Source organism: Pseudomonas sp. AE27, assembly GCF_037113495.1.
Lineage (GTDB): Bacteria > Pseudomonadota > Gammaproteobacteria > Pseudomonadales > Pseudomonadaceae > Aquipseudomonas > Aquipseudomonas palmensis.
This window is the reverse complement of sequence record NZ_CP146966.1, coordinates 3,391,832-3,417,278: the sequence shown is the minus strand read 5'-3', so window position 1 is coordinate 3,417,278 and position 25,447 is coordinate 3,391,832. Positions and strand designations below refer to the sequence as shown.

Here is a 25,447-nt window from a genome sequence, read left to right as displayed (position 1 = left end):
TTGTTTTGTGCTGCTATAGGATCATCATGTCGGCTTCTTTCGTTCATCTTCGCCTGCACACCGAATTCTCGCTGGTCGATGGCCTGGTGCGGATCAAGCCGCTGGTCAAGGCCCTGGCCGGGATGAACATGCCGGCGGTGGCCGTCACCGACCAGAGCAACATGTGCTCGCTGGTCAAGTTCTACAAGACCGCCATGGGCAGCGGGATCAAGCCGATCTGCGGGGCCGACCTGTGGCTGTCCAACGCCGACCCCGACCTGCCGCTGTCGCGCATCTGCCTGTTGGCGATGAACGCCAAGGGCTACCGCAACCTCACCGAGCTGATCTCCCGTGGCTGGATGGACGGCCAGCGCAATGGCGTGGTGGTCATCGAACGCGAGTGGATCGCCCCGGCCAGCGAGGGCCTGATCGCCTTGTCGGCGGCCAGGGAAGGCGATATCGGCATGGCACTGCTGGGCAACAACCCGCAGGAAGCCGAGGCCCTGCTGCGCGACTGGATGGCGATGTTCCCCGATCGCTTCTATGTCGAGGTGCAGCGCACCAACCGCAGCGGCGACGAAGAGTACCTGCACGCCGCCGTGGCCCTTGCCGACCGCCTGGGCGCGCCGCTGGTGGCCACCAACGACGTGCGCTTCATCAAGCAGACCGACTACGACGCCCACGAAACCCGGGTGTGCATCGGCGAAGGCCGTGCCCTGGACGATCCGCGGCGTTCGCGCAACTACAGCGACCAGCAGTACCTGAAAAGCCCGGAAGAAATGGCCGAGCTGTTCAGCGACCTGCCCGACGCCCTGGCCAACACGGTCGAGATCGCCAAGCGCTGCAACATCGAGGTGCAGCTGGGCAAGCACTTCCTGCCCGACTTCCCCACGCCCAACGGCATGGGCATCGACGAATACCTGCGCCATGTGTCCCATGAAGGCCTGGAAGAGCGCCTGGCGGTGCTCTGGCCCAAGGACACCACGCCCAACTATGAAGAGAAGCGCCAGGTCTACCTCGACCGGCTGAAGTTCGAGCTGGACATCATCATCCAGATGGGCTTCCCCGGTTACTTCCTGATCGTTATGGACTTCATCAAGTGGGCCAAGAACAACGGCGTGCCGGTAGGTCCGGGCCGGGGGTCGGGTGCCGGCTCGCTGGTGGCCTACGTGCTGAAGATCACCGACCTCGACCCGCTGGCCTACGACCTGCTGTTCGAACGTTTCCTCAACCCTGAACGGGTCTCGATGCCCGACTTCGACGTCGACTTCTGCATGGACGGTCGCGACCGCGTGATCGAGTACGTGGCCGATGCCTACGGGCGCAATGCGGTGAGCCAGATCATCACCTTCGGCACCATGGCGGCCAAGGCGGTGGTGCGTGACGTGGCGCGGGTGCAGGGCAAGTCCTACGGTCTGGCCGACCGCCTGTCGAAGATGATTCCGTTCGAAGTCGGCATGACCCTGGAGAAGGCCTACGAGCAGGAGGAAATGCTGCGCGACTTCCTCAAGACCGACGAGGATGCCAAGGAAATCTGGGACATGGCCCTCAAGCTCGAGGGTGTTACCCGGGGCACCGGCAAGCACGCCGGTGGCGTGGTCATCGCGCCGACCAAACTCACCGACTTCTCGCCGATTGCCTGTGACGAAGAGGGCGGCGGCCTGGTAACCCAGTTCGACAAGGATGACGTGGAGGCGGCCGGCCTGGTGAAGTTCGACTTCCTCGGCCTGCGTACCCTGACCATCATCAAGTGGGCGATGGAGACGATCAACCGCGAGCAGGCCAAGGCCGGCCTGCCGGACCTGAACATCGACTTCATCCCGCTGGACGACAAGAAAACCTACGACCTGCTGCAGAAGGCCGAGACCACTGCGGTATTCCAGCTCGAGTCGCGCGGCATGAAGGAGCTGATCAAGAAGCTCAAGCCCGACTGCCTGGAAGACCTTATCGCACTGGTGGCGCTGTTCCGCCCGGGCCCGCTGCAATCGGGCATGGTGGACGACTTCATCAACCGCAAGCACGGCCGCGCCGAGCTGGCCTACCCGCACTCCGACTACCAGTACGAAGGCCTCAAGCCGGTACTGGCGCCGACCTACGGCATCATCCTGTACCAGGAACAGGTGATGCAGATCGCCCAGGTGATGGCCGGCTACACCCTCGGCGGTGCGGACATGCTGCGCCGGGCGATGGGCAAGAAGAAGCCCGAGGAAATGGCCAAGCAGCGTGGCGGTTTCATCGAAGGCTGCGCCACCAACAACATCGACCCGGACCTGGCGGGCAACATCTTCGACCTGGTGGAAAAGTTCGCCGGTTACGGTTTCAACAAGTCCCACTCAGCCGCCTACGGCCTGGTGTCGTACCAGACCGCCTGGCTCAAGACCCATCACCCGGCCGCGTTCATGGCTGCGGTACTGTCGGCGGATATGCACAACACCGACAAGGTGGTGACCCTGATCGAGGAAGTGCGCAGCATGAAGCTGCGCCTCGATGCACCGGATGTGAACACCTCCGACTTCAAGTTCACGGTCAACGACGACGGCCGCATCGTGTATGGCCTGGGCGCGATCAAGGGCGTGGGCGAGGGCCCTGTCGACGCGATCGTCGAGGCGCGCAGCAGCGGGCCGTTCAAGGACCTGTTCGACTTCTGCGAGCGGGTCGACCTCAAGCGCATCAACAAGCGCACCCTCGATGCATTGATCCGCAGCGGTGCGCTGGACCGCCTGGGGCCGTTCTTCCACGACGAAATCAAGGCCTACCAGGCCAACATCGACCGTAATCGCGCGGTGCTGCTGGGGGCGATGGAAGAGGCGATCAAGTCGGCCGAACAGACCGCACGCACCCACGACAGCGGGCACTCGGACCTGTTCGGCGGGTTGTTCGTGGAGGCCGACGCCGACGTCTATGCCAACCACCGCAACGCCCGCGAGCTGACCCTCAAGGAACGCCTGCGCGGCGAGAAGGACACCCTGGGCCTGTACCTGACCGGCCACCCGATCGACGAGTATGAAGGCGAGATCCGCCGTTTCGCCCGTCAGCGCATCATCGACCTCAAGCCGGCCCGCGATACCCAGACCGTGGCCGGCATGATCATTGCGCTGCGCGTGATGAAGAACAAGAAGGGCGACAAGATGGGCTTCGTGACCCTCGACGACCGCTCCGGGCGCATCGAGGCGTCGCTGTTTGCCGATGCGTTCATGGCCGCGCAGCCGTTGCTGCAGACCGACGCGATGGTGGTGGTCGAAGGGGAGGTCAGCAATGACGACTTCTCCGGTGGCCTGCGCCTGCGGGTCAAGCGCGTGATGAGCATGGAAGATGCACGTACCAACCTGGCCGAAAGCCTGCGCCTGAAGATCCATGCCGACGCCCTCAAGGGCGACCGCCTGGCGTGGCTGGGCGAGCTGTTCAAGCGCCATCGTGGCGCGTGCCCGATCAGCATGGAATACACCGGCAACGACGCGCGCGCCTTGTTGCAGTTTGGCGAAGGTTGGCGCATCGACCCCGCGGACGGACTGATTCAGGCCCTGCGTGACCAGTTCGGGCGTGAGAACGTCTTCCTGCAATATCGATGAATTGATGAATTTTTAATCTCGACCTGAATGCGCCTGATCCCTTAAGGTAGGGCGCCAAACGGATCAACCGGCCGGCCGCCTGGCCGTCGACCCAAGACGGATGCCTATGAACCCGAATTTTCTGGATTTCGAACAGCCGATTGCTGACCTGCAAGCCAAGATCGAAGAGCTGCGCCTGGTCGGCAATGACAACTCGCTGAACATCGGCGATGAAATCGCCCGTCTGCAAGACAAGAGCAGCACGCTGACCGAGAGCATTTTCGGCAACCTGACCAGCTGGCAGATCGCGCGCCTGGCGCGTCACCCGCGTCGTCCGTACACCCTGGACTACATCGACCACATCTTCACCGAGTTCGACGAGCTGCATGGCGACCGCCACTTCTCCGACGACGCCGCGATCGTTGGCGGCATCGCCCGCCTGGACGACCAGCCGGTGATGGTGATCGGTCATCAGAAAGGCCGTGAAGTGCGCGAGAAGGTACGCCGCAACTTCGGCATGCCACGCCCTGAAGGCTACCGCAAGGCGTGCCGCCTGATGGAAATGGCCGAACGCTTCAAGATGCCGATCCTGACCTTCATCGACACCCCGGGCGCCTACCCTGGCATCGACGCCGAAGAGCGCAACCAGAGCGAAGCGATTGCCTGGAACCTGCGCGTGATGGCTCGCCTGAAAACGCCGATCATCGCCACCGTGATCGGCGAAGGCGGTTCGGGCGGTGCACTGGCCATCGGCGTTTGCGACCAGCTGAACATGCTGCAGTACTCCACCTACGCGGTGATTTCGCCGGAAGGCTGCGCCTCGATCCTGTGGAAGACTGCCGAGAAGGCTGCTGACGCAGCCGAAGCGATGGGCATCACGGCCGAGCGCCTCAAGGGCCTGGGTATTGTCGACAAGGTGATCGGCGAACCACTGGGCGGCGCACACCGTGACCCGGCGGCGGCCTCGGCCAACATCCGCGCTTCGCTGATCGAGCAGTTGGACATGCTCAAGGCGTTCGACAACGACGCGCTGCTCAAGCGCCGTTATGATCGCCTGATGAGCTACGGGCTCTGATCTGAACTCATCGGTGGCCCTTTCGCTTCTGTAGGAGCCGGCTTTGCCGGCGAAGGGCCACCGATGATCGACCTGCGCAACACCCTGTCCCCCTGGCACCAAGCTACCGGCTGGTGCGTCGCCCTCTCTGGCGGCCTCGACTCCACCGTCCTGCTGCACCTGCTGGCCCAACAGCCGGCTGCGCCCCTTCGTGCCCTCCATGTCCACCACGGTCTGCAAGCCGCTGCCGATGCGTGGCCGGCCCACTGCCAGCGCCTGTGCGACAGCCTGGGCGTACCGCTGGACATCATCCATGTGCACGTCGCCCCTGGCGCCAGCCTGGAGCAGGGCGCCCGGGACGCGCGCTATGCAGCCTTCGCCCGGGCCCTGCGCCCGGGCGAACTGCTGCTGACCGGCCAGCACCGCGACGACCAGGCCGAGACGCTGCTGTTTCGGCTGTTGCGCGGGGCCGGCCTGCGTGGCCTGTCGGGGATGCCGGCGCAGCGGGCGCTGGGGCAGGGCAGCCTGCTGCGACCCTTGCTGGCTACCCCGCGTGATGAACTGCTGGCCTACGCCACCGCGCATGGCCTGCACTGGATAGAAGACCCCAGCAACGATGACACCCAGTTCTCGCGCAACTACCTGCGCCACCAGGTGCTGCCGGCGCTGACCCGACGCTGGCCCCAGGCGGGGCGCAGCCTGGCGCGCAGCGCCACGCACCTGGCCGAGGCGCAGGGCCTGCTCGATGAAGTGGCGCAGCAGGACCTCGCACAAGCCTCGACCCCTGATGCCTTCGCCTGGTTGGGCTGCCCGTCGCTGGATCTGGAGGTGCTGCGCCAACTGTCCCCGGCACGCCAGCGCAACGCCTTGCAGTACTGGCTGGCGGCGCGCACGCGCCTGCCGGACACCCGCCACTGGTCGGGTTGGGAAGACGTGCGCGATGCCGGCGGCGAAGGGCGTCCTGTATGGCGCCTGGCCGATGGCGAGCTGCACCGCAGTGGCCTGCGTATCTACTGGCTGGATGCGCACTGGCTCACGCCGCCGGCGCAGCCGGTGCCTTGGCTCGACCCGCGCCAGCCGCTTGCACTGCCCGGCAATGGCCAGTTGACACTAAGCGGCAGGTTGCCGCAGGGCCCGCTGCAGGTGCGCTATCGCCAGGGCGGCGAGAGGATGGCGGTCGAGGGCAGAGGCCATCGCGACCTCAAGCGGTTGCTCAACGAGCGCCAGCTACCCTTGTTTGCCCGCCAGCGCGTGCCGCTGCTGTACCGCGACGGGCAGTTGCTGGCGGTGGCCAACCTGCCGGGGCTGGGGCTTGCCGACGGGCAACTGCACTGGTGCGTACCGACAAGCGCGCAAGGTTTGAGATGAAAGGGACATTCCGGTAGACTACGCTCCCTTCTTGATACAACTTCTGTGACTTCATCTGAATCACGGCAGTTGCCGATTACCAAGCAGTTTTTTGCTGGGCGATTCTAAAAATGTTTAGCGAGCTCCTTACCGGGTTTTCAACCCCCGGTCTGACCAGGCGCGGCAGTTTTTTAAGATGCACTGTGATTGACGCAGGTGATCGGGGGCTTCGGCCTTCCTTCGCTTTCCCCGGCGGCACTGACCGCTTTAACGCAGACTTCTAGGGTTTTTCATGACGCGCTACATATTCGTCACGGGCGGTGTTGTTTCTTCATTGGGGAAAGGCATTGCCTCGGCTTCATTGGCGGCCATCCTGGAGGCGCGGGGGCTCAAGGTCACCATGCTCAAGCTGGACCCGTACATCAACGTCGACCCGGGCACCATGAGCCCGTTCCAGCACGGTGAAGTGTTCGTCACCCACGACGGCGCCGAGACCGACCTGGACCTGGGCCACTACGAGCGGTTCATCCGCACGACCATGACCCAGAACAACAACTTCACCACCGGCCGCGTGTACGAGCACGTGCTGCGCAAGGAGCGCCGTGGTGACTACCTGGGTGCCACCATCCAGGTGATCCCGCACATCACCGACGAAATCAAGCGCCGCATCATCAAGGGCGCCGGCGATGCCGACGTGGCCATGGTCGAGATCGGCGGTACCGTGGGTGACATCGAGTCGCAACCGTTCCTCGAGGCCATCCGCCAGCTGCGCTTCGAAGTGGGCGCCAAGCGCGCGATGCTGATGCACCTGACCCTGGTGCCGTACATCGCCACCGCCGGCGAGACCAAGACCAAACCTACCCAGCACTCGGTCAAGGAGCTGCGCTCCATCGGCCTGCAGCCGGACGTGCTGGTGTGCCGTTCCGATCACCCGATCGACAGCTCGTCGCGCCGCAAGATCGCGCAGTTCACCAACGTTGAAGAACGTGCGGTGATCGCGCTGGAAGACGCCGACACCATCTACAAGATCCCGGGCATCCTGCACTCCCAGGGCCTGGACGACTTCGTCGTCGAGCGTTTCGGCCTGCAGTGCGGCAGCGCCGACCTGTCCGAGTGGGACGCGGTGGTCGATGCCAAGCTCAACCCCGAGCACGAAGTCACCATCGCCATGGTCGGCAAGTACATGGAACTGCTCGATGCCTACAAGTCGCTGATCGAAGCGATGAGCCATGCCGGCATCAGCAACCGCACCAAGGTCAACCTGCGCTACATCGACTCTGAAGACATCGAGAACCAGGGCACCGGCCTGCTCGAAGGCGTGGACGCCATCCTGGTACCGGGCGGTTTCGGCCTGCGCGGCGTGGAAGGCAAGATCACTGCCGTTCAATACGCTCGCGAGAACAAGGTGCCTTACCTGGGTATCTGCCTGGGCATGCAGGTGGCGGTCATCGAATTCGCCCGCAACGTGATGGGCTGGAAGGACGCCAACTCCACCGAGTTCGATCGCGCCAGCGGTCACCCGGTGGTGGGCCTGATCACCGAGTGGGAAGATGCCACCGGCGCGGTCGAGACCCGTACCGAAGCCTCGGACCTTGGCGGCACCATGCGTCTGGGCGCCCAGGAGTGCCAGCTGCAAAGCGGCTCCAAGGTGCACGACTGCTACGCCAAGGACGTGATCGTCGAGCGTCACCGTCACCGCTACGAGGTCAACAACAACCTGCTGCCGCAACTGATCGAGGCGGGCCTGGTGGTCTCGGGTCGTTCCGGCGACGGCGCACTGGTCGAAGTGGTCGAGTCCAAGGACCATCCGTGGTTCGTGGCCTGCCAGTTCCACCCGGAGTTCACCTCTACCCCGCGTGACGGCCACCCGCTGTTCAGCGGCTTCGTCAAAGCTGCATTGGCTCAAAAGAACAAGGCCTGATCCATGACCCAGAAGATCATTCGCGTCGGTAACATCGAGATCGCCAACGACAAGCCGTTCGTCCTGTTCGGCGGCATGAACGTGCTGGAATCCCGTGACCTGGCCCTGAAGGTCTGCGAAGAGTACGTGCGGGTTACCGAGAAGCTCGGTATCCCCTACGTGTTCAAGGCCAGCTTCGACAAGGCCAACCGTTCGTCGATCAACTCCTACCGCGGCCCTGGCCTGGAAGAGGGGATGAAGATCTTCGAAGAGATCAAGCGCACCTTCAACGTGCCGGTGATCACCGACGTGCACGAGCCGCACCAGGCGCAGGCCGTGGCCGACGTGTGCGACATCATCCAGCTGCCGGCCTTCCTGTCGCGCCAGACTGACCTTGTTGTCGCGATGGCCAAAACCGGCGCGGTGATCAACATCAAGAAGGCGCAGTTCCTCGCACCCCAGGAGATGAAGCACATCCTGAGCAAGTGCGAAGAGGCCGGCAACGACCAACTGATCCTCTGCGAGCGTGGTTCGAGCTTCGGCTACAACAACCTGGTGGTGGACATGCTCGGCTTCGGCATCATGAAGCAGTTCGAGTACCCGGTGTTCTTCGACGTGACCCATGCCCTGCAGATGCCGGGTGGTCGCGCCGATTCCGCAGGTGGCCGCCGTGCCCAGGTCACCGACCTGGCCAAGGCCGGCCTCAGTCAGGGGCTGGCGGGCCTGTTCCTCGAGGCCCACCCGGACCCTGACAATGCCAAGTGCGACGGCCCGTGCGCCCTGCGCCTGGACAAACTGGAGCCATTCCTGGCCCAGCTCAAGCAACTGGACGAACTGGTCAAGAGTTTTCCGACGGTAGAAACCGCGTAAACCTCGATTCTCCGGTAAAGTACCGCCCGTTCATCCCCTGACCCCCGGGTCAGGGGCTTGTCCTCGTCAGGCCTGCCCGTGCGCCGACCGCCTGTGACGGACCCGGTTTTTTTCTCAGCTGCGTTGTTTTCGTCAATTCTGGAGTGCTTACAACAATGGCAAAAATCGTCGACATCAAAGGTCGTGAAGTTCTCGATTCGCGCGGTAACCCTACCGTCGAAGCGGACGTACTGCTCGACAACGGCATCATCGGCAGCGCTTGTGCGCCGTCGGGTGCTTCCACTGGCTCGCGCGAAGCGCTGGAGCTGCGTGATGGCGACAAGAGCCGTTACATGGGCAAGGGCGTACTGAAGGCCGTCGCCAACATCAACGGCCCGATCCGCGACCTGCTGCTGGGCAAGGACCCGGTCGAGCAGAAAGCGCTCGACCTGGCGATGATCAAGCTCGACGGTACTGAAAACAAAGGCAACCTGGGCGCCAACGCCATCCTCGCCGTGTCCCTGGCTGCTGCCAAGGCCGCTGCACAGGACCAGGACCTGCCGCTGTACGCGCACATCGCAAACCTCAATGGCACCCCTGGCCAGTACTCGATGCCGGTCCCGATGATGAACATCATCAACGGCGGCGAGCACGCCGACAACAACGTCGACATCCAGGAGTTCATGGTGCAGCCGGTCGGCGCCAAGACCTTCTCCGACGCGCTGCGCATGGGCACCGAGATCTTCCACCACCTCAAGGCAGTACTGAAGGCCCGTGGCCTGAACACCGCCGTGGGTGACGAGGGTGGTTTCGCACCTAACCTGGCTTCCAACGAAGACGCGCTGTCGGCCATCGCCGAAGCCATCGCCAACGCCGGCTACACCCTGGGCACCGACGTGACCCTGGCGCTGGACTGTGCGGCCAGCGAGTTCTACGAGGACGGCAAGTACAACCTGTCCGGTGAAGGCAAGTCGTTCGACGCAGCCGGTTTTGCCGACTACCTCAAGGGCCTGACCGAGCGTTTCCCGATCATCTCGATCGAAGACGGCCTGGACGAGTCCGACTGGGCTGGCTGGAAGATCCTGACCGACAAGATCGGCGACAAGGTGCAACTGGTCGGTGACGACCTGTTCGTGACCAACACCAAGATCCTGAAGGAAGGCATCGACAAGAAGATCGCCAACTCGATCCTGATCAAGTTCAACCAGATCGGCACCCTGACCGAAACCCTGGAAGCCATCCAGATGGCCAAGGCCGCCGGTTACACCGCGGTGATCTCGCACCGTTCGGGCGAAACCGAAGATTCGACCATTGCCGACCTGGCCGTGGGTACCGCTGCCGGCCAGATCAAGACCGGTTCGCTGTGCCGCTCCGACCGCGTCTCCAAGTACAACCAATTGCTGCGTATCGAAGAGCAACTGGGCAGCAAGGCTGTGTACCGTGGTCGCGGCGAGTTTCGCGGCTAAGCCAGAGATGGTAAAAAGGCCGCAGTGTGAGGCTGAAAGACGCAGCTAATCTTTCAGCAACCCTGTGCAGCAAGTGCTTTCCCCACAAAGCCTGGCTTCGGTCAGGCTTCGTGCCATCAGCCCCTTGTGCACGGGCGGCCTTTTTCCAGTGGATACCCTGATGCGTAGTCCCTATTGGTTGTTCCTCGTCTTGCTCCTGTTGCTGGGTGGCCTGCAGTACCGTCTGTGGGTGGGCAACGGCAGCCTGGCCCAGGTTGCCGACCTCAAGCAGCAGATCGCCGACCAGCACGCTGAAAACGAGCGTCTGCTGGAGCGTAATCGCGTGCTTGATGCCGAAGTGCTGGAGTTGAAGAAAGGTATGGAAACCGTCGAAGAACGCGCTCGTCATGAGCTGGGTATGGTCAAGGAGGGTGAAACCCTCTACCAGTTGGCCCAATGACGGCGTCCCTGCCTGCCTTCTGGGCAGTGATTCCTGCCGCGGGTGTTGGTGCCCGCATGGCGGCCGACCGTCCCAAGCAGTACCTGCAACTGGGCGGGCGGACGATTCTCGAGCATAGCCTCGACTGTTTTCTCGACCATCCATGCCTCAAGGGCGTGGTGGTCAGCATTGCTGCCGACGACCCTTACTGGCCGGGCCTGGCCTGCGCCAGCGATACGCGCATCCAGCGTGCGGCAGGTGGGCGCGAGCGTGCCGATTCGGTGCTCAACGCCTTGCTGCTGCTGCATGCCCAGGGCGCGGCCGACAACGACTGGGTGCTGGTGCACGATGCGGCGCGGCCGAACCTGGCGCGCGACGACCTTGACCGCCTGCTGGGCGAGCTAGCGAATGATCCGGTGGGCGGGCTGCTGGCGGTGCCGGCGCGCGACACGCTCAAGCGTGCCGATGCCAACGGGCGGGTAAGCGCCACTATCGACCGCAGCACGGTGTGGCAGGCGTACACCCCGCAGATGTTCCGCCTGGGGGCATTGCACCGTGCGCTGGCAGACAGCCTGGTGGCGGACGTGGCGATCACCGACGAGGCGTCGGCCATCGAATGGTCGGGGCAGGCGCCGCGCCTGGTCGAAGGGCGCAACGACAATATCAAGGTGACGCGGCCGGAAGACCTGGAGTGGCTGAGACAGCGCTGGGCCAATCGCGGCAATTGACCGCGGTGGCCCATTCGCTGGCAAGCCAGCCCACACAAGGGACTGCAGCACGTTCAGGGGCTGGTGAACTGCCTGTGGGAGCCCGCGACGTTTTCTACACGCTGCGGTACTCAGGCAGCTGTCCCAACTTCTCCCTCAGATAATCCACCAGCTTGCGCACCTTCGGCGACAGGTGCCGCTGTTGCGGGTACAACGCCCACACCGCCGTATTCGGCGGCTGATGCGCTTCAAGCAGCGACACCAGCGCGCCACTGCCCAGATGCTCCAGCACGTAGTAGTCCGGCAACTGGCACAGGCCCATCCCCTGCAGCGCCGCATCCAGCACCGCCTGCCCGCTGTTGCAGCGCCAGTTGCCCTGCACCCGCTGACTGATTTCCCGGCCCTCCTGCTGCAAGGCCCAGATATCCGTGCTGCCGATCAGGCAGTTGTGCCGCGCCAGCTCCGACACGCTGTGGGGCCGCCCATAGCGCTCCAGGTACGCTGGCGAGGCGCACAGGTACATGCGCCGTGGGGCCAGGCGTGCCGCCACCAGGCGTGACTCCTGCAACCGGCCCAAACGAATCGCCATGTCCATGCCTTCGTGCAGCAGGTCGAGGGTGCGGTTGGTCAGCTCGATGTCCACCCGCAACTGCGGGTACTGCGCCATGAAGCGGGTGACCAGCGGCACGATGAAGCGCTCGCCATAGGCCACCGCACAGGTCATGCGCAGCAGCCCCTTGGGCTCGCTGGTCAGGTCGCCTATGGCGCGCAGGGCCTCTTCGCGGCCGTCCTGCAGGCGCTGGCAGTGCTGAAGAAAGGTCTGCCCGGCCTCACTCAAGGTCACCTTGCGCGTGCTGCGGTACAAAAGGCGCGTCTGCAGGCGATCTTCCAGGCGCGCCACCGCACGGCTCACGTGCGACGACGATACCCCCAGGCGCTCGGCTGCCGCGGTGAACTGGCCCGATTCGGCCACCGCGACGAATTCGTCGATCCCTTCCCAGCGGCTGCTCATCGATTATCCCTGCATGGCAATAATGTTTTGTGTTTGGCTCGATTATTAAGCAAAAGACGATGAATTACACTTCACGCCTGAACTGAAACCTTTGTGGAGAACCTTGATGATCAAGTCCCGTGCTGCCGTTGCCTTCGAAGCCAAGAAACCACTGGAGATCGTCGAAGTCGACGTGGCCATGCCCAAGGCCGGCGAAGTGCTGTTGCGCGTGGTCGCCAGCGGCGTCTGCCACACCGACGCCTACACGCTGTCGGGCGCCGACCCGGAAGGGATCTTCCCGTCCATCCTGGGCCATGAAGGCGGCGCCATCGTCGAGGCCATCGGTGAGGGCGTGACCTCGGTGGCGGTGGGCGATCACGTGATCCCGCTCTACACCCCGGAATGTCGCCAGTGCAAGTTCTGCAAGTCGGGCAAGACCAACCTGTGCCAGGCCATCCGCGCGACCCAGGGCAAGGGCCTGATGCCCGACGGCACCACCCGTTTTGCCTACAAGGGTCAGCCGCTGTTCCACTACATGGGCACCTCGACCTTCTCCGAATACACCGTGCTGCCGGAAATTTCCGTGGCCAAGATCCAGAAAGAGGCCCCGCTGGAGAAGGTGTGCCTGCTCGGTTGCGGCGTGACCACCGGCATCGGTGCGGTACTCAATACCGCCAAGGTCAAGCCGGGTGACACCGTGGCCATCTTCGGCCTGGGCGGCATCGGCCTGTCGGCCGTGATCGGAGCGGTCAAGGCCAAGGCCAGCCGCATCATCGCCATCGACATCAACCCGGCCAAGTTCGAGATCGCACGCCAGCTGGGTGCCACCGACTGCATCAACCCCAAGGACTACGATCGCCCGATCCAGGAAGTGATCGTGGACCTGACCGATGGCGGCGTGGACTTCTCGTTCGAGTGCATCGGCAACGTGCAACTGATGCGTGCGGCCCTGGAGTGCTGCCACAAGGGCTGGGGCGAGTCGGTGATCATCGGCGTCGCCGGTGCCGGCCAGGAGATCGCAACGCGTCCGTTCCAGCTGGTCACCGGCCGCGTCTGGCGCGGCTCGGCATTCGGTGGCGTGCGTGGTCGCACCGAGCTGCCAAGCTATGTGGACATGGCCGAGCAGGGCGAGATCCCGCTGGACACCTTCATTACCCACACCATGGGCCTGGAGGACATCAACAAGGCCTTCGACCTGATGCATGAAGGCAAGAGCATCCGCAGCGTCATCCACTTCTGAGGTCTGCCATGAGCCTGGAAAACATCTCCTGCCAGAAGAGCTTCGGCGGCTGGCACAAGCGCTACCGGCACCGCTCCAGCGTGCTGGGGTGCGACATGGTGTTTGCCGTGTACCTGCCGCCGCAGGCGGAGCAGGGCGGCAAGCTGCCGGTGCTGTACTGGCTGAGCGGGCTGACCTGCACCGACGAGAACTTCATGCAGAAGGCCGGCGCGCACAAGCTTGCCGCCGAGCTCGGCCTGATCATCGTGGCGCCGGACACCAGCCCGCGCGGGCCACAGGTACCGGACGACCCGGACGGCGCCTGGGACTTCGGCCTGGGCGCGGGGTTCTACCTCAATGCCACCGAACAGCCGTGGGCCGAGCACTACCGCATGCACGACTATGTGGTGGATGAGCTGCCGGCACTGGTGGAGGCGCATTTCCCGGCCTCCGCTGCGCGCAGCATCAGCGGTCACTCCATGGGTGGGCACGGCGCGCTGGTGTGCGCCTTGCGCAACCCCGGGCGCTATGTGTCGGTGTCGGCGTTCTCGCCCATCGGCAACCCGATGGACTGCCCCTGGGGCCAGAAGGCGTTCAGTCGCTACCTGGGCGAGGAGCGTTCACGCTGGCGCGAATGGGATGCCAGCGTGCTGATCGCGCAGGCGCAGGAAACGCTGCCGCTGCTGGTCGATCAGGGCGATCGCGACGACTTCCTGCAAACCCAGCTCAAGCCCGAAGTGCTGGCCCAGGCCGCGCAGGCGGCTGGCTACCCGCTGACGTTGCGCCTGCAGCCTGGCTACGACCACAGCTACTACTTCATCGCCAGCTTCATCGATGACCACCTGCGCCACCATGCGGCGGCATTGGGGCGGGCGTAGGGCTAGTCCTACAAATAAGCCAAACCCCCGGCAAAGCAGGTAGAATCACGCCCTGACTCAATCAGGGCGTTTTTTTATGCGTATTGGCCACGGCTACGATGTGCACCGCTTCGCGGAAGGCGATTTCATCACCTTGGGTGGGGTGCGCATTGCGCACAAGTTCGGCCTGCTGGCCCATTCCGACGGCGATGTGCTGCTGCACGCGCTGAGCGATGCACTGCTGGGCGCCGCCGCGCTGGGTGACATCGGCAAGCATTTCCCCGATACCGACCCGCAGTTCAAGGGCGCCGACAGCCGCGTGCTGCTGCGCCACATCCTGTCGATCATCCATGCCAAGGGCTGGAAGGTGGGCAACGTCGACGCCACCATCGTGGCCCAGGCACCCCGGATGGCCGCGCACATCGAAACCATGCGTACCTTGATCGCCCAGGACCTGCAGGTCGAGCTCGACCAGGTCAACGTCAAGGCCACCACCGAAGAGAAGCTCGGCTTCACCGGCCGTGAAGAAGGCATCGCCGTTCACGCCGTCGCGTTGTTGCTGCGCGCATGACCGAACTCGAACTGCTCGGCCCGCAGGCAGCCGGGCCGGCGCTGGGCAGCGCCATCCTCAAGGCCACGGCCGAAGATTTCCAGGTCGATGAAGTGCTAGACATTCCCCTGTCGGGTGAAGGCGAGCACTTGTGGCTGTGGGTCGAGAAACGCGACCTCAATACCGAGGAGGCCGCCCGCCGCCTGGCCCGCGCCGCCGGCGTACCGCTGCGCACCGTGAGCTATGCCGGCCTCAAGGACCGTCAGGCGCTGACTCGCCAATGGTTCAGCCTGCACCTGCCGGGCAAGGCCGACCCTGACCTGAGCGCGGCTGAAAACGAAACCCTGAGCATCCTCAGACACACCCGCCACTCGCGCAAACTCCAGCGTGGCGCGCACTCGGCCAACGGCTTCACCCTGCGCCTCACAGCGCTCAGCGCCGACCACCAGGCCCTGGACGCGCGCCTCGAGCAATTGCGTGTACAAGGCGTGCCCAACTACTTCGGCAGCCAGCGCTTCGGCTTTGCCGGCGGCAACGTGCACGATGCGCGCCAGTGGGCCGAGCGCAAGGCCCTGCCCGAGCAGCGCAATGTGCGCTCGCGGCTGCTGTCCAGCGCACGCAGCTACCTGTTCAACCGGGTGCTGGCCGAGCGGGTTGCCGATGGCAGCTGGCAACAGGCTCAGGTCGGCGACCTGCTGGCGTTTACCGACAGCCGCAGCTTTTTCGCGGCGGGCGAGGCCGAGTGCAGCGATCCGCGCCTGGCAATACTCGACCTGCACCCTACCGGGCCGCTGTGGGGCGAGGGCCTGCCGGCCACCAGTGGGGCGGGCGGTGCGATCGAGCAACGCGTGGCCGAACAGGAGGCAGCCCTGTGCCAATGGCTGGGCAATGCCAACCTCAAACAGGAGCGGCGCATTCTGCGGCTGCCCATTGGCGGCTTGACGTGGCATTATCCCGAGCCTGATATCCTGCAACTGGAATTCGTCCTTCCGGCCGGATGCTTCGCCACCGTGGTGGTGCGCGAACTCGTCGATCTGGTGCCGGCAGGGCAGACGGACAGCCCATGCGTATTCTGATTTCGAACGACGACGGGGTCACCGCACCCGGTCTCGCCGCGCTGCATGCTGCGCTGGCGGATTATGCCGAGTGCGTGGTGATTGCCCCGGACCAGGACAAGAGCGGCGCCAGCAGTTCGCTGACGCTCGACCGCCCGCTGCATCCGCAGACCCTGGCCAACGGCTACATCAGCCTCAACGGCACACCGACCGATTGCGTGCACCTGGGCCTGAACGGGCTGCTGGAGCATCCGCCGGACATGGTCGTCTCGGGTATCAACCTGGGCGCCAACCTGGGCGATGACGTGCTGTACTCGGGCACGGTCGCCGCGGCGCTGGAAGGTCGATTCCTGGGGGGCACCTCGTTTGCCTTCTCGCTGCTCTCGCGCCTGCCGGACAACCTCCCCACTGCCGCCTATTTCGCGCGCAAGCTGGTCGAGGCGCATGCAAGCCTTGAGCTGCCACCGCGCACCGTACTCAATGTGAACATTCCCAACCTGCCGCTGGAGCATATCCGTGGCATCCAGCTGACACGCCTGGGGCATCGTGCACGTGCGGCGGCGCCGACCAAGGTGGTCAACCCGCGCGGCAAGGAAGGCTACTGGATCGCGGTGGCCGGCGACGCCGAGGATGGCGGCCCGGGTACCGATTTTCACGCGGTGATGCAGGGCTATGTCTCGATCACCCCGCTACAGCTTGACCGCACCTTCAACGATGCCTTCGACCGTCTCGAGGGTTGGCTGGAGGGGCTGCTCTGATGCGAGAGCCGGAGGATCTGATGCGCCATGGTATCGGTTTTACTTCGCAGCGAACCCGTGAACGGCTGATCCAGCGTTTGATCGAGGAAGGCATCAAGGACCAGCGGGTGCTCGAGGCCTTGCGCAACATCCCGCGGCACATGTTCGTCGACGAGGCGCTGTCGCACCGTGCGTATGAAGACACCGCCCTGCCCATCGGCAACAACCAGACCATCTCGCAGCCGTTCATGGTCGCGTACATGAGCGAGGTGCTGCTGGAGGACGGTCCGCTGGACAAGGTGCTGGAGATCGGCACCGGGTCTGGCTACCAGACCGCAGTGCTGTCCAGGCTGGTGGAGCGGGTGTTCTCGGTAGAGCGCATCAAGCCCCTGCAGGACCGCGCCAAGGAACGGCTGGTCGAGTTGAACCTGCGCAACCAGGTATTCCGCTGGGGCGACGGTTTCGAGGGGTGGCCGGCACTGGCCCCCTACAATGGCATCATCGTCACCGCCGGCGCACCCGAAGTGCCCCAGGCCTTGCTCGACCAGCTGGCACCGGGCGGGCGCATGGTGATACCGGTGGGCGCCAGTGGCGAGACACAGCAATTGCTGTTGATCGTGCGCGAAGAACAGGGCTTCTCGCGGCGCAAACTGTGCGACGTACGCTTCGTGCCGTTGCTCAATGGCACATTGAGCTGAGTCGATTTTTTTCGCGGGCGTCGAATTCCCGGTGCATTGCCGGGTCTATGGGGCGTGCGGTTTCTTGAACGATCGCACAACCTGGCAAGCAGTTGATCTGCATTGCCTGTGCGCTCGGTTATAATTGCAACAATATTGCATTCCTACATCGGTCACCACATAAGGGAGCGGCGGGTGAGTCACACAGTCATTCGGCAGCGCATGGGTCTATCGAGCTTAAAGCTTCTGGTGATTGCACTCGCCTTGGGAACCCTGGTTTCAGGGTGTTCCAGTTCATCTTCGAGCAGCGTGCGGGTGGTCGACCGCAACAGCGCCGCGCCCAAGCGCCCGGTGGTCACTACGGGGCAGTACGTGGTTCGCCCGGGCGACACGCTGTTCTCGATTGCCTTTCGCTACGGCTGGGACTACAAGGAGCTCGCTGCGCGCAACGGTATCCCGGCGCCCTATACCATCCGGCCCGGCCAGGCGATCCGCTTCGGCTCCGGCACGGCTACCAGCAGCGGCTCGCGGGTCGTCACCTCCACCTCGCCCTCCAGCAAGACCACTGTCACCCGTCGTCCGGCAGGTACCCCGGCACCGGCAAAAACCACGTCTTCAGGCGGTACCAGCGCGCCGCCCGTCGTCGCCACCACCCCTGTCCAGGTGCCGGCTTCGGAGCGTTCGGCCGGTGGCTGGGCATGGCCGGCCAACGGTGTGCTGATTGGAAAATTCGCTTCAAACGGTAGTTTGAATAAAGGCATTGATATCGCCGGTGATTTGGGACAGCCTGTTTTTGCTGCGTCGGATGGTTCCGTTGTGTACGCCGGAAGTGGCTTGCGGGGCTACGGTGAACTGGTAATCATCAAGCACAGCGATACCTACGTCAGTGCCTACGGTCACAACCGCAGGCTGTTGGTTCGGGAGGGACAGCAGGTCAAGGTTGGGCAGACAATTGCCGAAATGGGGTCCACGGGCACCGACCGGGTGAAGCTTCACTTCGAGATTCGCCGCCAGGGCAAACCTGTAGATCCGTTGCAATTCCTGCCACGTCGTTGATAAGCATGTACCCGGCCTGTTCCTTCGCGTAGTGGGGACAGGCTCAGCGTTGCCAAGGATAAAGGCGCCGCTTGAGTCTGAGTTCGAACTCAGCAAAGGACTATAACAATGGCTCTCAGTAAAGAAGTGCCGGAGTTTGACATCGACGATGAGGTGCTCCTTATGGAAACCGGCATCGTTTTGGAAACGGATGTGGTGTCAGACGAACCTGCTGTATCTCCGGTTCGGACCCGGGCCAAACAAGGCTCACCGCTCAAACAGCACAAGTACATCGATTACACTCGAGCACTTGATGCAACTCAGCTCTACCTCAACGAAATCGGCTTTTCGCCCCTGCTTTCCCCGGAAGAAGAAGTTCATTTTGCGCGTCTGTCGCAAAGTGGCGACCCTGCCGGGCGCAAACGCATGATCGAAAGCAACCTGCGCCTGGTGGTGAAGATTGCGCGCCGCTACGTCAACCGCGGTCTATCGCTGCTCGACCTGATCGAAGAGGGCAACCTGGGCCTGATTCGCGCAGTCGAGAAGTTCGACCCCGAGCGTGGGTTCCGTTTCTCGACCTACGCCACCTGGTGGATCCGGCAGACCATCGAACGCGCCATCATGAACCAGACGCGCACCATTCGCCTGCCGATCCATGTGGTCAAGGAACTGAACGTCTACCTGCGTGCAGCACGCGAGCTGACCCAGAAACTCGATCACGAGCCGTCACCGGAAGAGATCGCCAACCTGCTGGAAAAACCCGTAGGCGAGGTCAAGCGCATGCTCGGCCTGAACGAGCGCGTGTCTTCGGTGGACGTTTCACTGGGCCCGGACTCGGACAAGACCCTGCTCGATACCCTCACCGACGATCGTCCCACCGACCCTTGCGAGCTGTTGCAGGACGACGACCTGTCCCAGAGCATCGACCTGTGGCTGAGCGAACTGACCGACAAGCAGCGTGAGGTGGTGATTCGCCGCTTTGGCCTGCGCGGGCATGAGAGCAGCACCCTGGAGGATGTTGGCCTGGAGATTGGTCTTACCCGGGAGCGGGTACGTCAGATCCAGGTGGAGGGCCTCAAGCGGCTGCGGGAGATCCTGGAGAAGAACGGTCTGTCCAGCGAGTCGCTGTTCCAGTAACTGCGACGGCTGTGAAAAGGCGCCTCGACCCAGTCGAGGCGTTTTTGTTCGTGGCTGTCTCAAGCGCTCAGACACGCGCAGAAACACCGATACCACGGCGGCAACCTTTCCCGGTTGCGTATTGTTATTGGATTTGTAGGTTATCGCTTACAAGATCCGTAAGCCTTTACATCAAGAGGGTGTAAATTCCAGTCGGTTTTGACGTGGTATTTTTTCTAACCAATTGATATTGAAAGAGTTTATTTTAAGGTGGCGTCACCTTCCGGACTTTTTTTGAGAGCTTTTACCAGTTGCTCTGCCGGCTGCAGGGGATAGTATCTGAACTGTGTCTACGGACTGACACAGGTTCTCAAGGATGAGCGCCAAGGACATCGCGGGATGCGATTCATCAGGATGATGATAGGGAATACAGGGACTACGGAAAAAAATGTGGGCGGGTCATACCGCCCCTTTTTTTTGCCTGCGAAAAAGTGGCTGGCCCTGCAGCGATGTCTAGTCCTGAAATAGGTTTACACCTGTTCAGGTAGGCCGATAGGCCTCAAAACGCCCGATGCACCGCATCGGGCGTTTTGTTTTTCAGGGCCATATGGGGCCGTTCTGTGTTGTAGATCTGCACTGCCTCATCAACCATCTGCCTCGCTTGCTCCAGATCTTCAGGGCTGCTCAACAGCAGCTCCATCTTGAGGATTCCGTTGATTCGCTCAGCCAGCGCGTTCTGGTAGCAGTCATACCCATCAGTCATGGAGCACTGAACGCCGTGCCGTTGGTGCAGTGACTGGTATAGCGCCGAGCAATATTGGATGCCTCGATCCGAATGGTGGACTAATGGCTGGCGATGACGTCGCTTTCGCAAGGCCTGCTTGAAGGCTTGCGCTACTGACTCGGCATGCAGGCTTTCATGGACGTGGTGACCAACAATTTTCCTGGAGTACGCGTCCGTTACCAGGCTCAGGTACAGCGGGCCGTTGCGTGCGGGCAGATAAGTAATGTCGGCAACCCAGACGTGCTCCGGCCTTGTCGGAACGACTTGGCTTGGACCGGGCTTGATTAAGTTGGGATGGCGGTAGAAGCGATGAAAGCTCTGTGTTGTCTTGTGGTATGCCCGCTTGGGCAGTACCAGCAAACGGCGCTCTCCCAAGACCTGAAACAGCCTATCTCGGCCGACTTGGAATCGTTTGTCAGGTTGGCAATGCAGCAAATAGTGCAGCTTACGGGTACCCAGACGGGGCTGGCGCAGCCGGACTTGCTGAACAAACTGAACCACCCGATCTGCCTGGCGCTCTTTGCCATCAGCAGCTCGGTTGCGCTTGTAGTAAGCCTGTCGACTGATGCCTAGAAACTGACAAGCCCTGGCAATGCTCAGTCCTGCGACTTGGCCTTGCGAGAGGACTTGCCGGATCGCTTTTTTACGACCGAGACACCATAGTCATTTTTCAGAACATCAACGACCGTTTCAAAGAACTGGGCCTTCTGGCTCATCAGCTCAAGCTGCTGCTCAAGCTCTTTGATCCGCTGCTCTGGAGTGAGCGTTTTGGGGTCAGACATCGCGCAGCTCCTCTCGTCGCGGATCGAAGCCCCCTGGCTCCAATCCTGCCGACCGTGCTTACGCAACCATACCAGAACCGTCGACCGTCCCTGGATGCCATACCGCACCTGGGCCTGCTTGTAGGTCAGTTCGCCTTTTTCAATCTGATCAACCACCGCCAATTTAAAAGACAGTGAGTAATCACGCTGTGTGCGCTTTACACCTTGTTCCATCTGACTCTCCGGAAATTCGGGATGGGAGGTGTAAACCTTATTCAGGACGGGACACGAACATAAAAAAGGCCCCGAAGGGCCTTTTTCATTGATCCGGCGTCGATCAACGCTCCAGATCTGCAATCTTGCCCGGCTTGCCATCCCACTCTGCAGCGTCTGGCATCGAATCCTTCTTCTCGGTGATGTTCGGCCAGATTTCGGCCAGCTCGGCGTTGAGCTCGATGAAGTTTTCCATGCCGGCCGGCACTTCATCTTCCGAGAAGATCGCAACGGCGGGGCACTCAGGCTCGCACAGTGCACAGTCGATGCACTCATCCGGGTGAATGACCAGGAAGTTCGGGCCTTCGTAGAAGCAGTCCACCGGACAGACTTCTACACAGTCGGTGTACTTGCACTTGATGCAGTTGTCGGTGACGACGAAGGTCATTTCTAATTTTCTCCTCAGGCGACGGCAGCGTTCCCTTCCAGACAGGGCCGCTCGGTTCGGTAGGTCGGCAGCGAGCCAGGCTAATAACTCGCTGCCCCGCCGAACCGCGCGGGATTCTATCAGTTTGTGCGATGGGGCGTTATAACAGAGTCTTTAGTGTATAGAGCATTTCGATAGCTTGGCGTGGCGTCAGGTTGTCCACGTCGAGCTTGCCGATCTTCTCGATCACCGGATGCGGCAGGCTGGCGAACAGGTCGCTCTGGTGCGGCGTGCTGGGCGCTCCCGGGCTTGCTGGCGCGGTTTCGTGGGGCAGGCTGTTGGTTTCCAGGCGGCCCAGGTGCTCGCGGGCTCGCTGGATCACCGGTGCCGGCACGCCTGCCAGTTGTGCCACTGCCAGGCCGTAGCTCTGGCTGGCAGGCCCTGGCAGCACATGGTGCAGGAACACGATGCGTTCGTTGTGCTCGGTAGCGTTCAGGTGCACGTTGGCCACCAGCGGCTCGCTTTCGGGCAGCACGGTCAGTTCGAAGTAGTGCGTGGCGAACAGCGTGTAGGCGCGCAGCTGGGCCAGGCGCTCGGCGGCGGCCCAGGCCAGCGAGAGGCCGTCGAAGGTACTGGTGCCGCGGCCCACTTCGTCCATCAGCACCAGGCTGCGTTCGGTGGCGTTGTGCAGGATGTTGGCGGTTTCGCTCATCTCCACCATGAAGGTAGAGCGCCCACCGGCCAGGTCGTCGCTGGAACCGATACGGGTGAAGATGCGGTCCACCAGCGACAGCTCGCAGCTGGCGGCCGGCACGAAGCTGCCGATATGCGCCAGCAGCACGATCAGTGCGGTCTGGCGCATGTAGGTGGACTTACCACCCATGTTCGGGCCGGTGATCACCAGCATGCGCGTGTTGTCGTCCAGGCCCAGGTCGTTGGCCACGAACGGCGTGGTCAACACCTGCTCGACCACCGGGTGGCGACCCTGGCTGATGCGCATGCACGGTTCGTCGACGAATGTCGGGCAGTTGAGGTCAAGGTTCAGCGCACGCTCGGCCAGGTTGCTGACCACATCCAGTTCGGCCAGCGCCGCGGCGGTGTCCTGCAACGGGGCCAGATGGCCGATCAGGGTTTCGAGCAACGCATCGTAGAGCATCTTCTCGCGCGCCAGGGCGCGGCTCTTGGCCGACAGCGCCTTGTCTTCGAACGTCTTGAGCTCGGGGGTGATGAAGCGCTCGGCGCCCTTGAGGGTCTGGCGGCGGATGTAGTCGGCCGGCGCCTGTTCGGCCTGCTTGCTCGGCAGCTCGATGAAGTAGCCATGCACGCGGTTGTAGCCGACCTTGAGGTTGGCAAGGCCCGTGCGGGCCTTTTCGCGGGCTTCGAGGTCGATCAGGAACTGCCCGGCGTTCTCGCTCATCGACAGCAGGTCGTCGAGCTCGGCGTCATAGCCGACCTTGAGAACGCCGCCATCACGGATCACCGCAGGCGGGTTGTCGATGATCGCCTTCTGCAGCAGGTCGGCCAGTTCCGGGTAGGTACCGGCGATGGCCGCCAGGCGCGCCAGGTGCGGTGCCTCCAGCTCGGCCATGGCGTTCTGCAGTTCAGGCAGCGCGCCAAGCGCGTCGCGCAGGCGCGCCAGGTCCCGTGGGCGAGCGTTGCGCAGGCCGATACGGGCGAGAATCCGCTCGATATCGCCGATGTCCTTCAGTTGCGGTTGCAGCTTCTCGAAGCGGTAGCCGTCGAGCAGGCAGCGAATCGAGCTCTGGCGGGCCTGCAGCACCTTCAGGTCACGCAGCGGCCGGTTCAGCCAGCGGGTCAGCAGGCGGCTGCCCATGGCGGTCTGACAGCGGTCGATCACCGATTGCAGGGTGTTGTCGCGGCCCCCGGCCAGGTTGACGTCCAGCTCCAGGTTGCGCCGGCTGGCGCCGTCGAGCACCACGGTGTCGTCCAGCCGCTCGTGCTTGAGGCTGCGCAGGTGCGGCAGGGCGGTGCGCTGGGTTTCCTTGGCGTAGGCGAGCAGGCAGCCGGCGGCGCCGATGGCCAGGGTCAGCTTCTCGCAGCCGAAGCCCTTGAGGTCCTGGGTTGCGAACTGCTGACACAGGCTCTTGCGCGCCGAGTCACGGTCGAAGTCCCACGGCGCGCGGCGGCGCGAGCCACGGCGCTTCTCGGCGGGCAGGCCCTGGGGCCAGTCGTCGGGGATCAGCAGCTCCACGGGGTTGACCCGCTCGAGCTCGGCCAGCAGGTTTTCCCAGCCCTTGAACTCCTGCACGGTGAAGTTGCCGCTGGTGATATCCAGCACGGCCAGGCCGAACAGGCGTTCGTCACCCAGTACGGCGGCGATCAGGTTGTCGCGGCGCTCGTCGAGCAGGGCTTCGTCGCTGACCGTGCCTGGGGTGATGATGCGCACCACCTGGCGTTCCACCGGGCCCTTGCTGGTGGCCGGGTCGCCGATCTGCTCGCAGATCACCACCGATTCACCCAGCTTCACCAGCTTGGCCAGGTAGCCTTCGGCGGCGTGGTAGGGGATACCGCACATGGGGATCGACTGGCCCGCCGACTGCCCGCGGGCGGTCAGGGTGATATCCAGCAGTTTGGCGGCCTTCTTCGCGTCTTCGTAGAAGATCTCGTAGAAATCGCCCATGCGGTAGAACATCAGCTGGTCCGGGTGCTGGTTCTTCAGCTTCCAGTACTGCTGCATCATCGGGGTGTGTTGGGAAAGGTCAGACATTCAAGGCCTTGCAGCTGTGTGTCTATTAGACAGTTGCGAATTGTCTAATACTACAGGCTTTTTCTTGGCATTGCTGGCGGATGAGCGATGTCGATTTCCCGCAGCCGCAGGTACCGCTTTGTCATTTTTGGGTCGGTGTGGCCGCCAAGCTTTTGCGCATCGTTTCCTTGTCGATCGGTATCGGTCAGCGACTTGGCCCTCAGGTCATGGATGGTTGCCCCTTCTATGTTTGCCTCCACGCAAGCCGATCTGAATGCTTGCTTTACCGTTTCATAGGAGACTGGCTTGCCGCCAGACCTTGCGCAGAACAGGGTCAGTCCGCGCACCCGCCGGGGTAGCGCTTTAATCCGTCCGAGAAGATCTTCCAGGTCAGGGCTCATGGCCACGACTAACTTTGCCCCGGTTTTTTGCTGCTCAAAGGCTATGCCAGCAGGGGAGATATCCGCCAGTCGGATTGACAGCACGTCACTGATTCTCTGACCGGTCAGGTAGCACATTTCAAAAATGGAGCGCATGTAATCTGACGCGCTGGCGCAGATCGCCGAGAACTCATCGTCAGTGATGTATCGGTCGCGCTTCTTTTCGGCGTGCCGCTTGATGCCGATGCATGGGTTTGAATCAACCACCTGCTGTTCCAGGGCATAGGCAAAGACCATCCGCAGGAACGAGATCACGCGGTTTGACATGTTCGGCGTGTCCGCCATGTGCAGTTTCAGCTTGGCAACATGGCGCGGAAGGACCTGGCGCGGCTCAAATTCGGCGAGGTACTCCTTGAGTCGCGCAGCGGCAGCCTCGTACTGCTTTACGGTGTTGTCGGCCAGTCGGTGCTTCATTGCATCCAGCGCCTCATCAATCAGCTTTGCCATCCCGCCTTTTCCGCTCCCTCCCACCAGCCTGGCATAGGCCAACAAAGCGTCTTGATAGTCGCTACCCAGGCGCTCCCACTTTCCCTTTCGCACCAGGTAATAAGCCCCGTGCTTCATGTACATGCACGGCGGTAGGTGCCGGTCTTTCTTTCGTGGCCTCATC

21 protein-coding genes are annotated in these 25,447 nt (G+C 62.8%); 16 read left to right on the top strand and 5 right to left on the bottom strand.

Annotated elements, in window-relative coordinates:
• Window positions 1-26: 26 nt before the first annotated feature.
• The 8 genes from dnaE (at window position 27) to ispD (ending at window position 11,289) form a co-directional block, all read left to right on the top strand.
• Window positions 27-3,548 (top strand): DNA polymerase III subunit alpha, encoded by a 3,522-nt coding sequence (dnaE, locus tag V9K84_RS15790; RefSeq protein WP_058541490.1) that lies wholly within the window; start codon window positions 27-29, stop codon window positions 3,546-3,548.
• 106 nt (window positions 3,549-3,654) lie between these two features.
• On the top strand, window positions 3,655-4,602 hold the full coding sequence (locus tag V9K84_RS15785) for an acetyl-CoA carboxylase carboxyltransferase subunit alpha (protein ID WP_043863266.1): 948 nt from the start codon (window positions 3,655-3,657) through the stop codon (window positions 4,600-4,602).
• A gap of 63 nt (window positions 4,603-4,665) precedes the next feature.
• Window positions 4,666-5,949, top strand: a complete 1,284-nt coding sequence (gene tilS, locus V9K84_RS15780) for a tRNA lysidine(34) synthetase TilS (RefSeq protein ID WP_088514537.1) — start codon at window positions 4,666-4,668, stop codon at window positions 5,947-5,949.
• Between the two features lie 271 nt (window positions 5,950-6,220).
• Window positions 6,221-7,849 (top strand): CTP synthase, encoded by a 1,629-nt coding sequence (locus V9K84_RS15775; protein WP_043863268.1) that lies wholly within the window; start codon window positions 6,221-6,223, stop codon window positions 7,847-7,849.
• A 3-nt stretch (window positions 7,850-7,852) separates the two neighbouring features.
• A complete protein-coding gene (gene kdsA, locus V9K84_RS15770; protein ID WP_043863269.1) occupies window positions 7,853-8,698 on the top strand; it encodes a 3-deoxy-8-phosphooctulonate synthase in 846 nt (281 codons plus the stop codon).
• Between the two features lie 155 nt (window positions 8,699-8,853).
• Window positions 8,854-10,143: a phosphopyruvate hydratase gene (eno, locus tag V9K84_RS15765; protein ID WP_043863270.1), complete on the top strand. Its 1,290-nt coding sequence runs from the start codon at window positions 8,854-8,856 to the stop codon at window positions 10,141-10,143.
• 160 nt (window positions 10,144-10,303) lie between these two features.
• A complete protein-coding gene (gene ftsB, locus V9K84_RS15760; protein WP_043863271.1) occupies window positions 10,304-10,582 on the top strand; it encodes a cell division protein FtsB in 279 nt (92 codons plus the stop codon).
• Window positions 10,579-11,289: a 2-C-methyl-D-erythritol 4-phosphate cytidylyltransferase gene (gene ispD, locus V9K84_RS15755; protein ID WP_054914996.1), complete on the top strand. Its 711-nt coding sequence runs from the start codon at window positions 10,579-10,581 to the stop codon at window positions 11,287-11,289. Before ftsB ends, ispD begins: the two co-directional genes overlap by 4 nt.
• A 94-nt stretch (window positions 11,290-11,383) precedes the next feature.
• Here ispD and V9K84_RS15750 read toward each other — a convergent pair whose 3' ends face one another.
• Window positions 11,384-12,280, bottom strand: a complete 897-nt coding sequence (locus V9K84_RS15750) for a LysR substrate-binding domain-containing protein (protein ID WP_043863273.1) — start codon at window positions 12,278-12,280, stop codon at window positions 11,384-11,386.
• A 106-nt stretch (window positions 12,281-12,386) separates the two neighbouring features.
• Here V9K84_RS15750 and V9K84_RS15745 point away from each other — a divergent pair, with 106 nt between their 5' ends.
• The 8 genes from V9K84_RS15745 (at window position 12,387) to rpoS (ending at window position 19,526) form a co-directional block, all read left to right on the top strand.
• Window positions 12,387-13,499: an S-(hydroxymethyl)glutathione dehydrogenase/class III alcohol dehydrogenase gene (locus V9K84_RS15745; RefSeq protein WP_043863274.1), complete on the top strand. Its 1,113-nt coding sequence runs from the start codon at window positions 12,387-12,389 to the stop codon at window positions 13,497-13,499.
• A gap of 8 nt (window positions 13,500-13,507) precedes the next feature.
• Window positions 13,508-14,356: an S-formylglutathione hydrolase gene (gene fghA, locus V9K84_RS15740; RefSeq protein WP_043863275.1), complete on the top strand. Its 849-nt coding sequence runs from the start codon at window positions 13,508-13,510 to the stop codon at window positions 14,354-14,356.
• 76 nt (window positions 14,357-14,432) lie between these two features.
• Complete coding sequence (gene ispF, locus V9K84_RS15735) at window positions 14,433-14,906, top strand: 2-C-methyl-D-erythritol 2,4-cyclodiphosphate synthase (protein ID WP_043863276.1); 474 nt, start codon at window positions 14,433-14,435, stop codon at window positions 14,904-14,906.
• Entirely contained in the window at window positions 14,903-15,961 is a 1,059-nt protein-coding gene (gene truD / locus V9K84_RS15730; RefSeq protein WP_088514536.1) for a tRNA pseudouridine(13) synthase TruD, read from the top strand. Before ispF ends, truD begins: the two co-directional genes overlap by 4 nt.
• Window positions 15,949-16,698, top strand: a complete 750-nt coding sequence (surE, locus tag V9K84_RS15725) for a 5'/3'-nucleotidase SurE (protein ID WP_043863278.1) — start codon at window positions 15,949-15,951, stop codon at window positions 16,696-16,698. The genes truD and surE overlap by 13 nt, the downstream gene beginning before the upstream one ends.
• On the top strand, window positions 16,698-17,375 hold the full coding sequence (locus V9K84_RS15720) for a protein-L-isoaspartate(D-aspartate) O-methyltransferase (protein ID WP_162484879.1): 678 nt from the start codon (window positions 16,698-16,700) through the stop codon (window positions 17,373-17,375). The genes surE and V9K84_RS15720 overlap by 1 nt, the downstream gene beginning before the upstream one ends.
• Before the next feature lie 174 nt (window positions 17,376-17,549).
• Window positions 17,550-18,410 carry a peptidoglycan DD-metalloendopeptidase family protein gene (locus V9K84_RS15715; protein WP_088514535.1) on the top strand — a complete coding sequence of 287 codons (861 nt, stop codon included), beginning with the start codon at window positions 17,550-17,552 and terminating at the stop codon, window positions 18,408-18,410.
• A 108-nt stretch (window positions 18,411-18,518) separates the two neighbouring features.
• Window positions 18,519-19,526, top strand: coding sequence for an RNA polymerase sigma factor RpoS (rpoS, locus tag V9K84_RS15710; RefSeq protein ID WP_054914992.1), 1,008 nt, complete (start codon window positions 18,519-18,521; stop codon window positions 19,524-19,526).
• Between the two features lie 538 nt (window positions 19,527-20,064).
• On the opposite strand, the gene V9K84_RS15705 is transcribed toward rpoS, so the two are convergent.
• From V9K84_RS15705 to V9K84_RS15690, 4 genes are all read right to left on the bottom strand, one after another.
• Window positions 20,065-21,284, bottom strand: a protein-coding gene (locus V9K84_RS15705) for an IS3 family transposase (protein WP_338791194.1) whose coding sequence is annotated in 2 segments (ribosomal slippage) — window positions 20,065-20,936 and window positions 20,936-21,284 — 1,221 coding nt in all. Because the reading frame shifts where the segments join, the coding sequence is not laid out codon by codon here.
• 103 nt (window positions 21,285-21,387) lie between these two features.
• Complete coding sequence (fdxA, locus tag V9K84_RS15700; protein WP_043863281.1) at window positions 21,388-21,711, bottom strand: ferredoxin FdxA; 324 nt, start codon at window positions 21,709-21,711, stop codon at window positions 21,388-21,390.
• Between the two features lie 139 nt (window positions 21,712-21,850).
• Window positions 21,851-24,418, bottom strand: a complete 2,568-nt coding sequence (gene mutS, locus V9K84_RS15695; protein WP_213607030.1) for a DNA mismatch repair protein MutS — start codon at window positions 24,416-24,418, stop codon at window positions 21,851-21,853.
• Window positions 24,419-24,468: 50 nt separating this feature from the next.
• Entirely contained in the window at window positions 24,469-25,446 is a 978-nt protein-coding gene (locus V9K84_RS15690) for a tyrosine-type recombinase/integrase (protein ID WP_338791188.1), read from the bottom strand.
• Window position 25,447 lies beyond the last annotated feature (1 nt).

What these genes read in the sequence shown, in the direction of transcription:
- V9K84_RS15785 (WP_043863266.1), top strand. Translation starts at nt 3,655, where the DNA reads ATGAACCCGAATTTTCTGGATTTCGAACAGCCGATTGCTGACCTGCAA.
- eno (WP_043863270.1), top strand. Translation starts at nt 8,854, where the DNA reads ATGGCAAAAATCGTCGACATCAAAGGTCGTGAAGTTCTCGATTCGCGC.
- V9K84_RS15690 (WP_338791188.1), bottom strand. Translation starts at nt 25,446, where the DNA reads ATGAGGCCACGAAAGAAAGACCGGCACCTACCGCCGTGCATGTACATG.
- V9K84_RS15745 (WP_043863274.1), top strand. Translation starts at nt 12,387, where the DNA reads ATGATCAAGTCCCGTGCTGCCGTTGCCTTCGAAGCCAAGAAACCACTG.
- ftsB (WP_043863271.1), top strand. Translation starts at nt 10,304, where the DNA reads ATGCGTAGTCCCTATTGGTTGTTCCTCGTCTTGCTCCTGTTGCTGGGT.
- fghA (WP_043863275.1), top strand. Translation starts at nt 13,508, where the DNA reads ATGAGCCTGGAAAACATCTCCTGCCAGAAGAGCTTCGGCGGCTGGCAC.
- rpoS (WP_054914992.1), top strand. Translation starts at nt 18,519, where the DNA reads ATGGCTCTCAGTAAAGAAGTGCCGGAGTTTGACATCGACGATGAGGTG.
- ispF (WP_043863276.1), top strand. Translation starts at nt 14,433, where the DNA reads ATGCGTATTGGCCACGGCTACGATGTGCACCGCTTCGCGGAAGGCGAT.
- dnaE (WP_058541490.1), top strand. Translation starts at nt 27, where the DNA reads ATGTCGGCTTCTTTCGTTCATCTTCGCCTGCACACCGAATTCTCGCTG.
- tilS (WP_088514537.1), top strand. Translation starts at nt 4,666, where the DNA reads ATGATCGACCTGCGCAACACCCTGTCCCCCTGGCACCAAGCTACCGGC.
- ispD (WP_054914996.1), top strand. Translation starts at nt 10,579, where the DNA reads ATGACGGCGTCCCTGCCTGCCTTCTGGGCAGTGATTCCTGCCGCGGGT.
- V9K84_RS15750 (WP_043863273.1), bottom strand. Translation starts at nt 12,280, where the DNA reads ATGAGCAGCCGCTGGGAAGGGATCGACGAATTCGTCGCGGTGGCCGAA.
- mutS (WP_213607030.1), bottom strand. Translation starts at nt 24,418, where the DNA reads ATGTCTGACCTTTCCCAACACACCCCGATGATGCAGCAGTACTGGAAG.
- V9K84_RS15775 (WP_043863268.1), top strand. Translation starts at nt 6,221, where the DNA reads ATGACGCGCTACATATTCGTCACGGGCGGTGTTGTTTCTTCATTGGGG.
- kdsA (WP_043863269.1), top strand. Translation starts at nt 7,853, where the DNA reads ATGACCCAGAAGATCATTCGCGTCGGTAACATCGAGATCGCCAACGAC.
- truD (WP_088514536.1), top strand. Translation starts at nt 14,903, where the DNA reads ATGACCGAACTCGAACTGCTCGGCCCGCAGGCAGCCGGGCCGGCGCTG.
- fdxA (WP_043863281.1), bottom strand. Translation starts at nt 21,711, where the DNA reads ATGACCTTCGTCGTCACCGACAACTGCATCAAGTGCAAGTACACCGAC.
- V9K84_RS15720 (WP_162484879.1), top strand. Translation starts at nt 16,698, where the DNA reads ATGCGAGAGCCGGAGGATCTGATGCGCCATGGTATCGGTTTTACTTCG.
- surE (WP_043863278.1), top strand. Translation starts at nt 15,949, where the DNA reads ATGCGTATTCTGATTTCGAACGACGACGGGGTCACCGCACCCGGTCTC.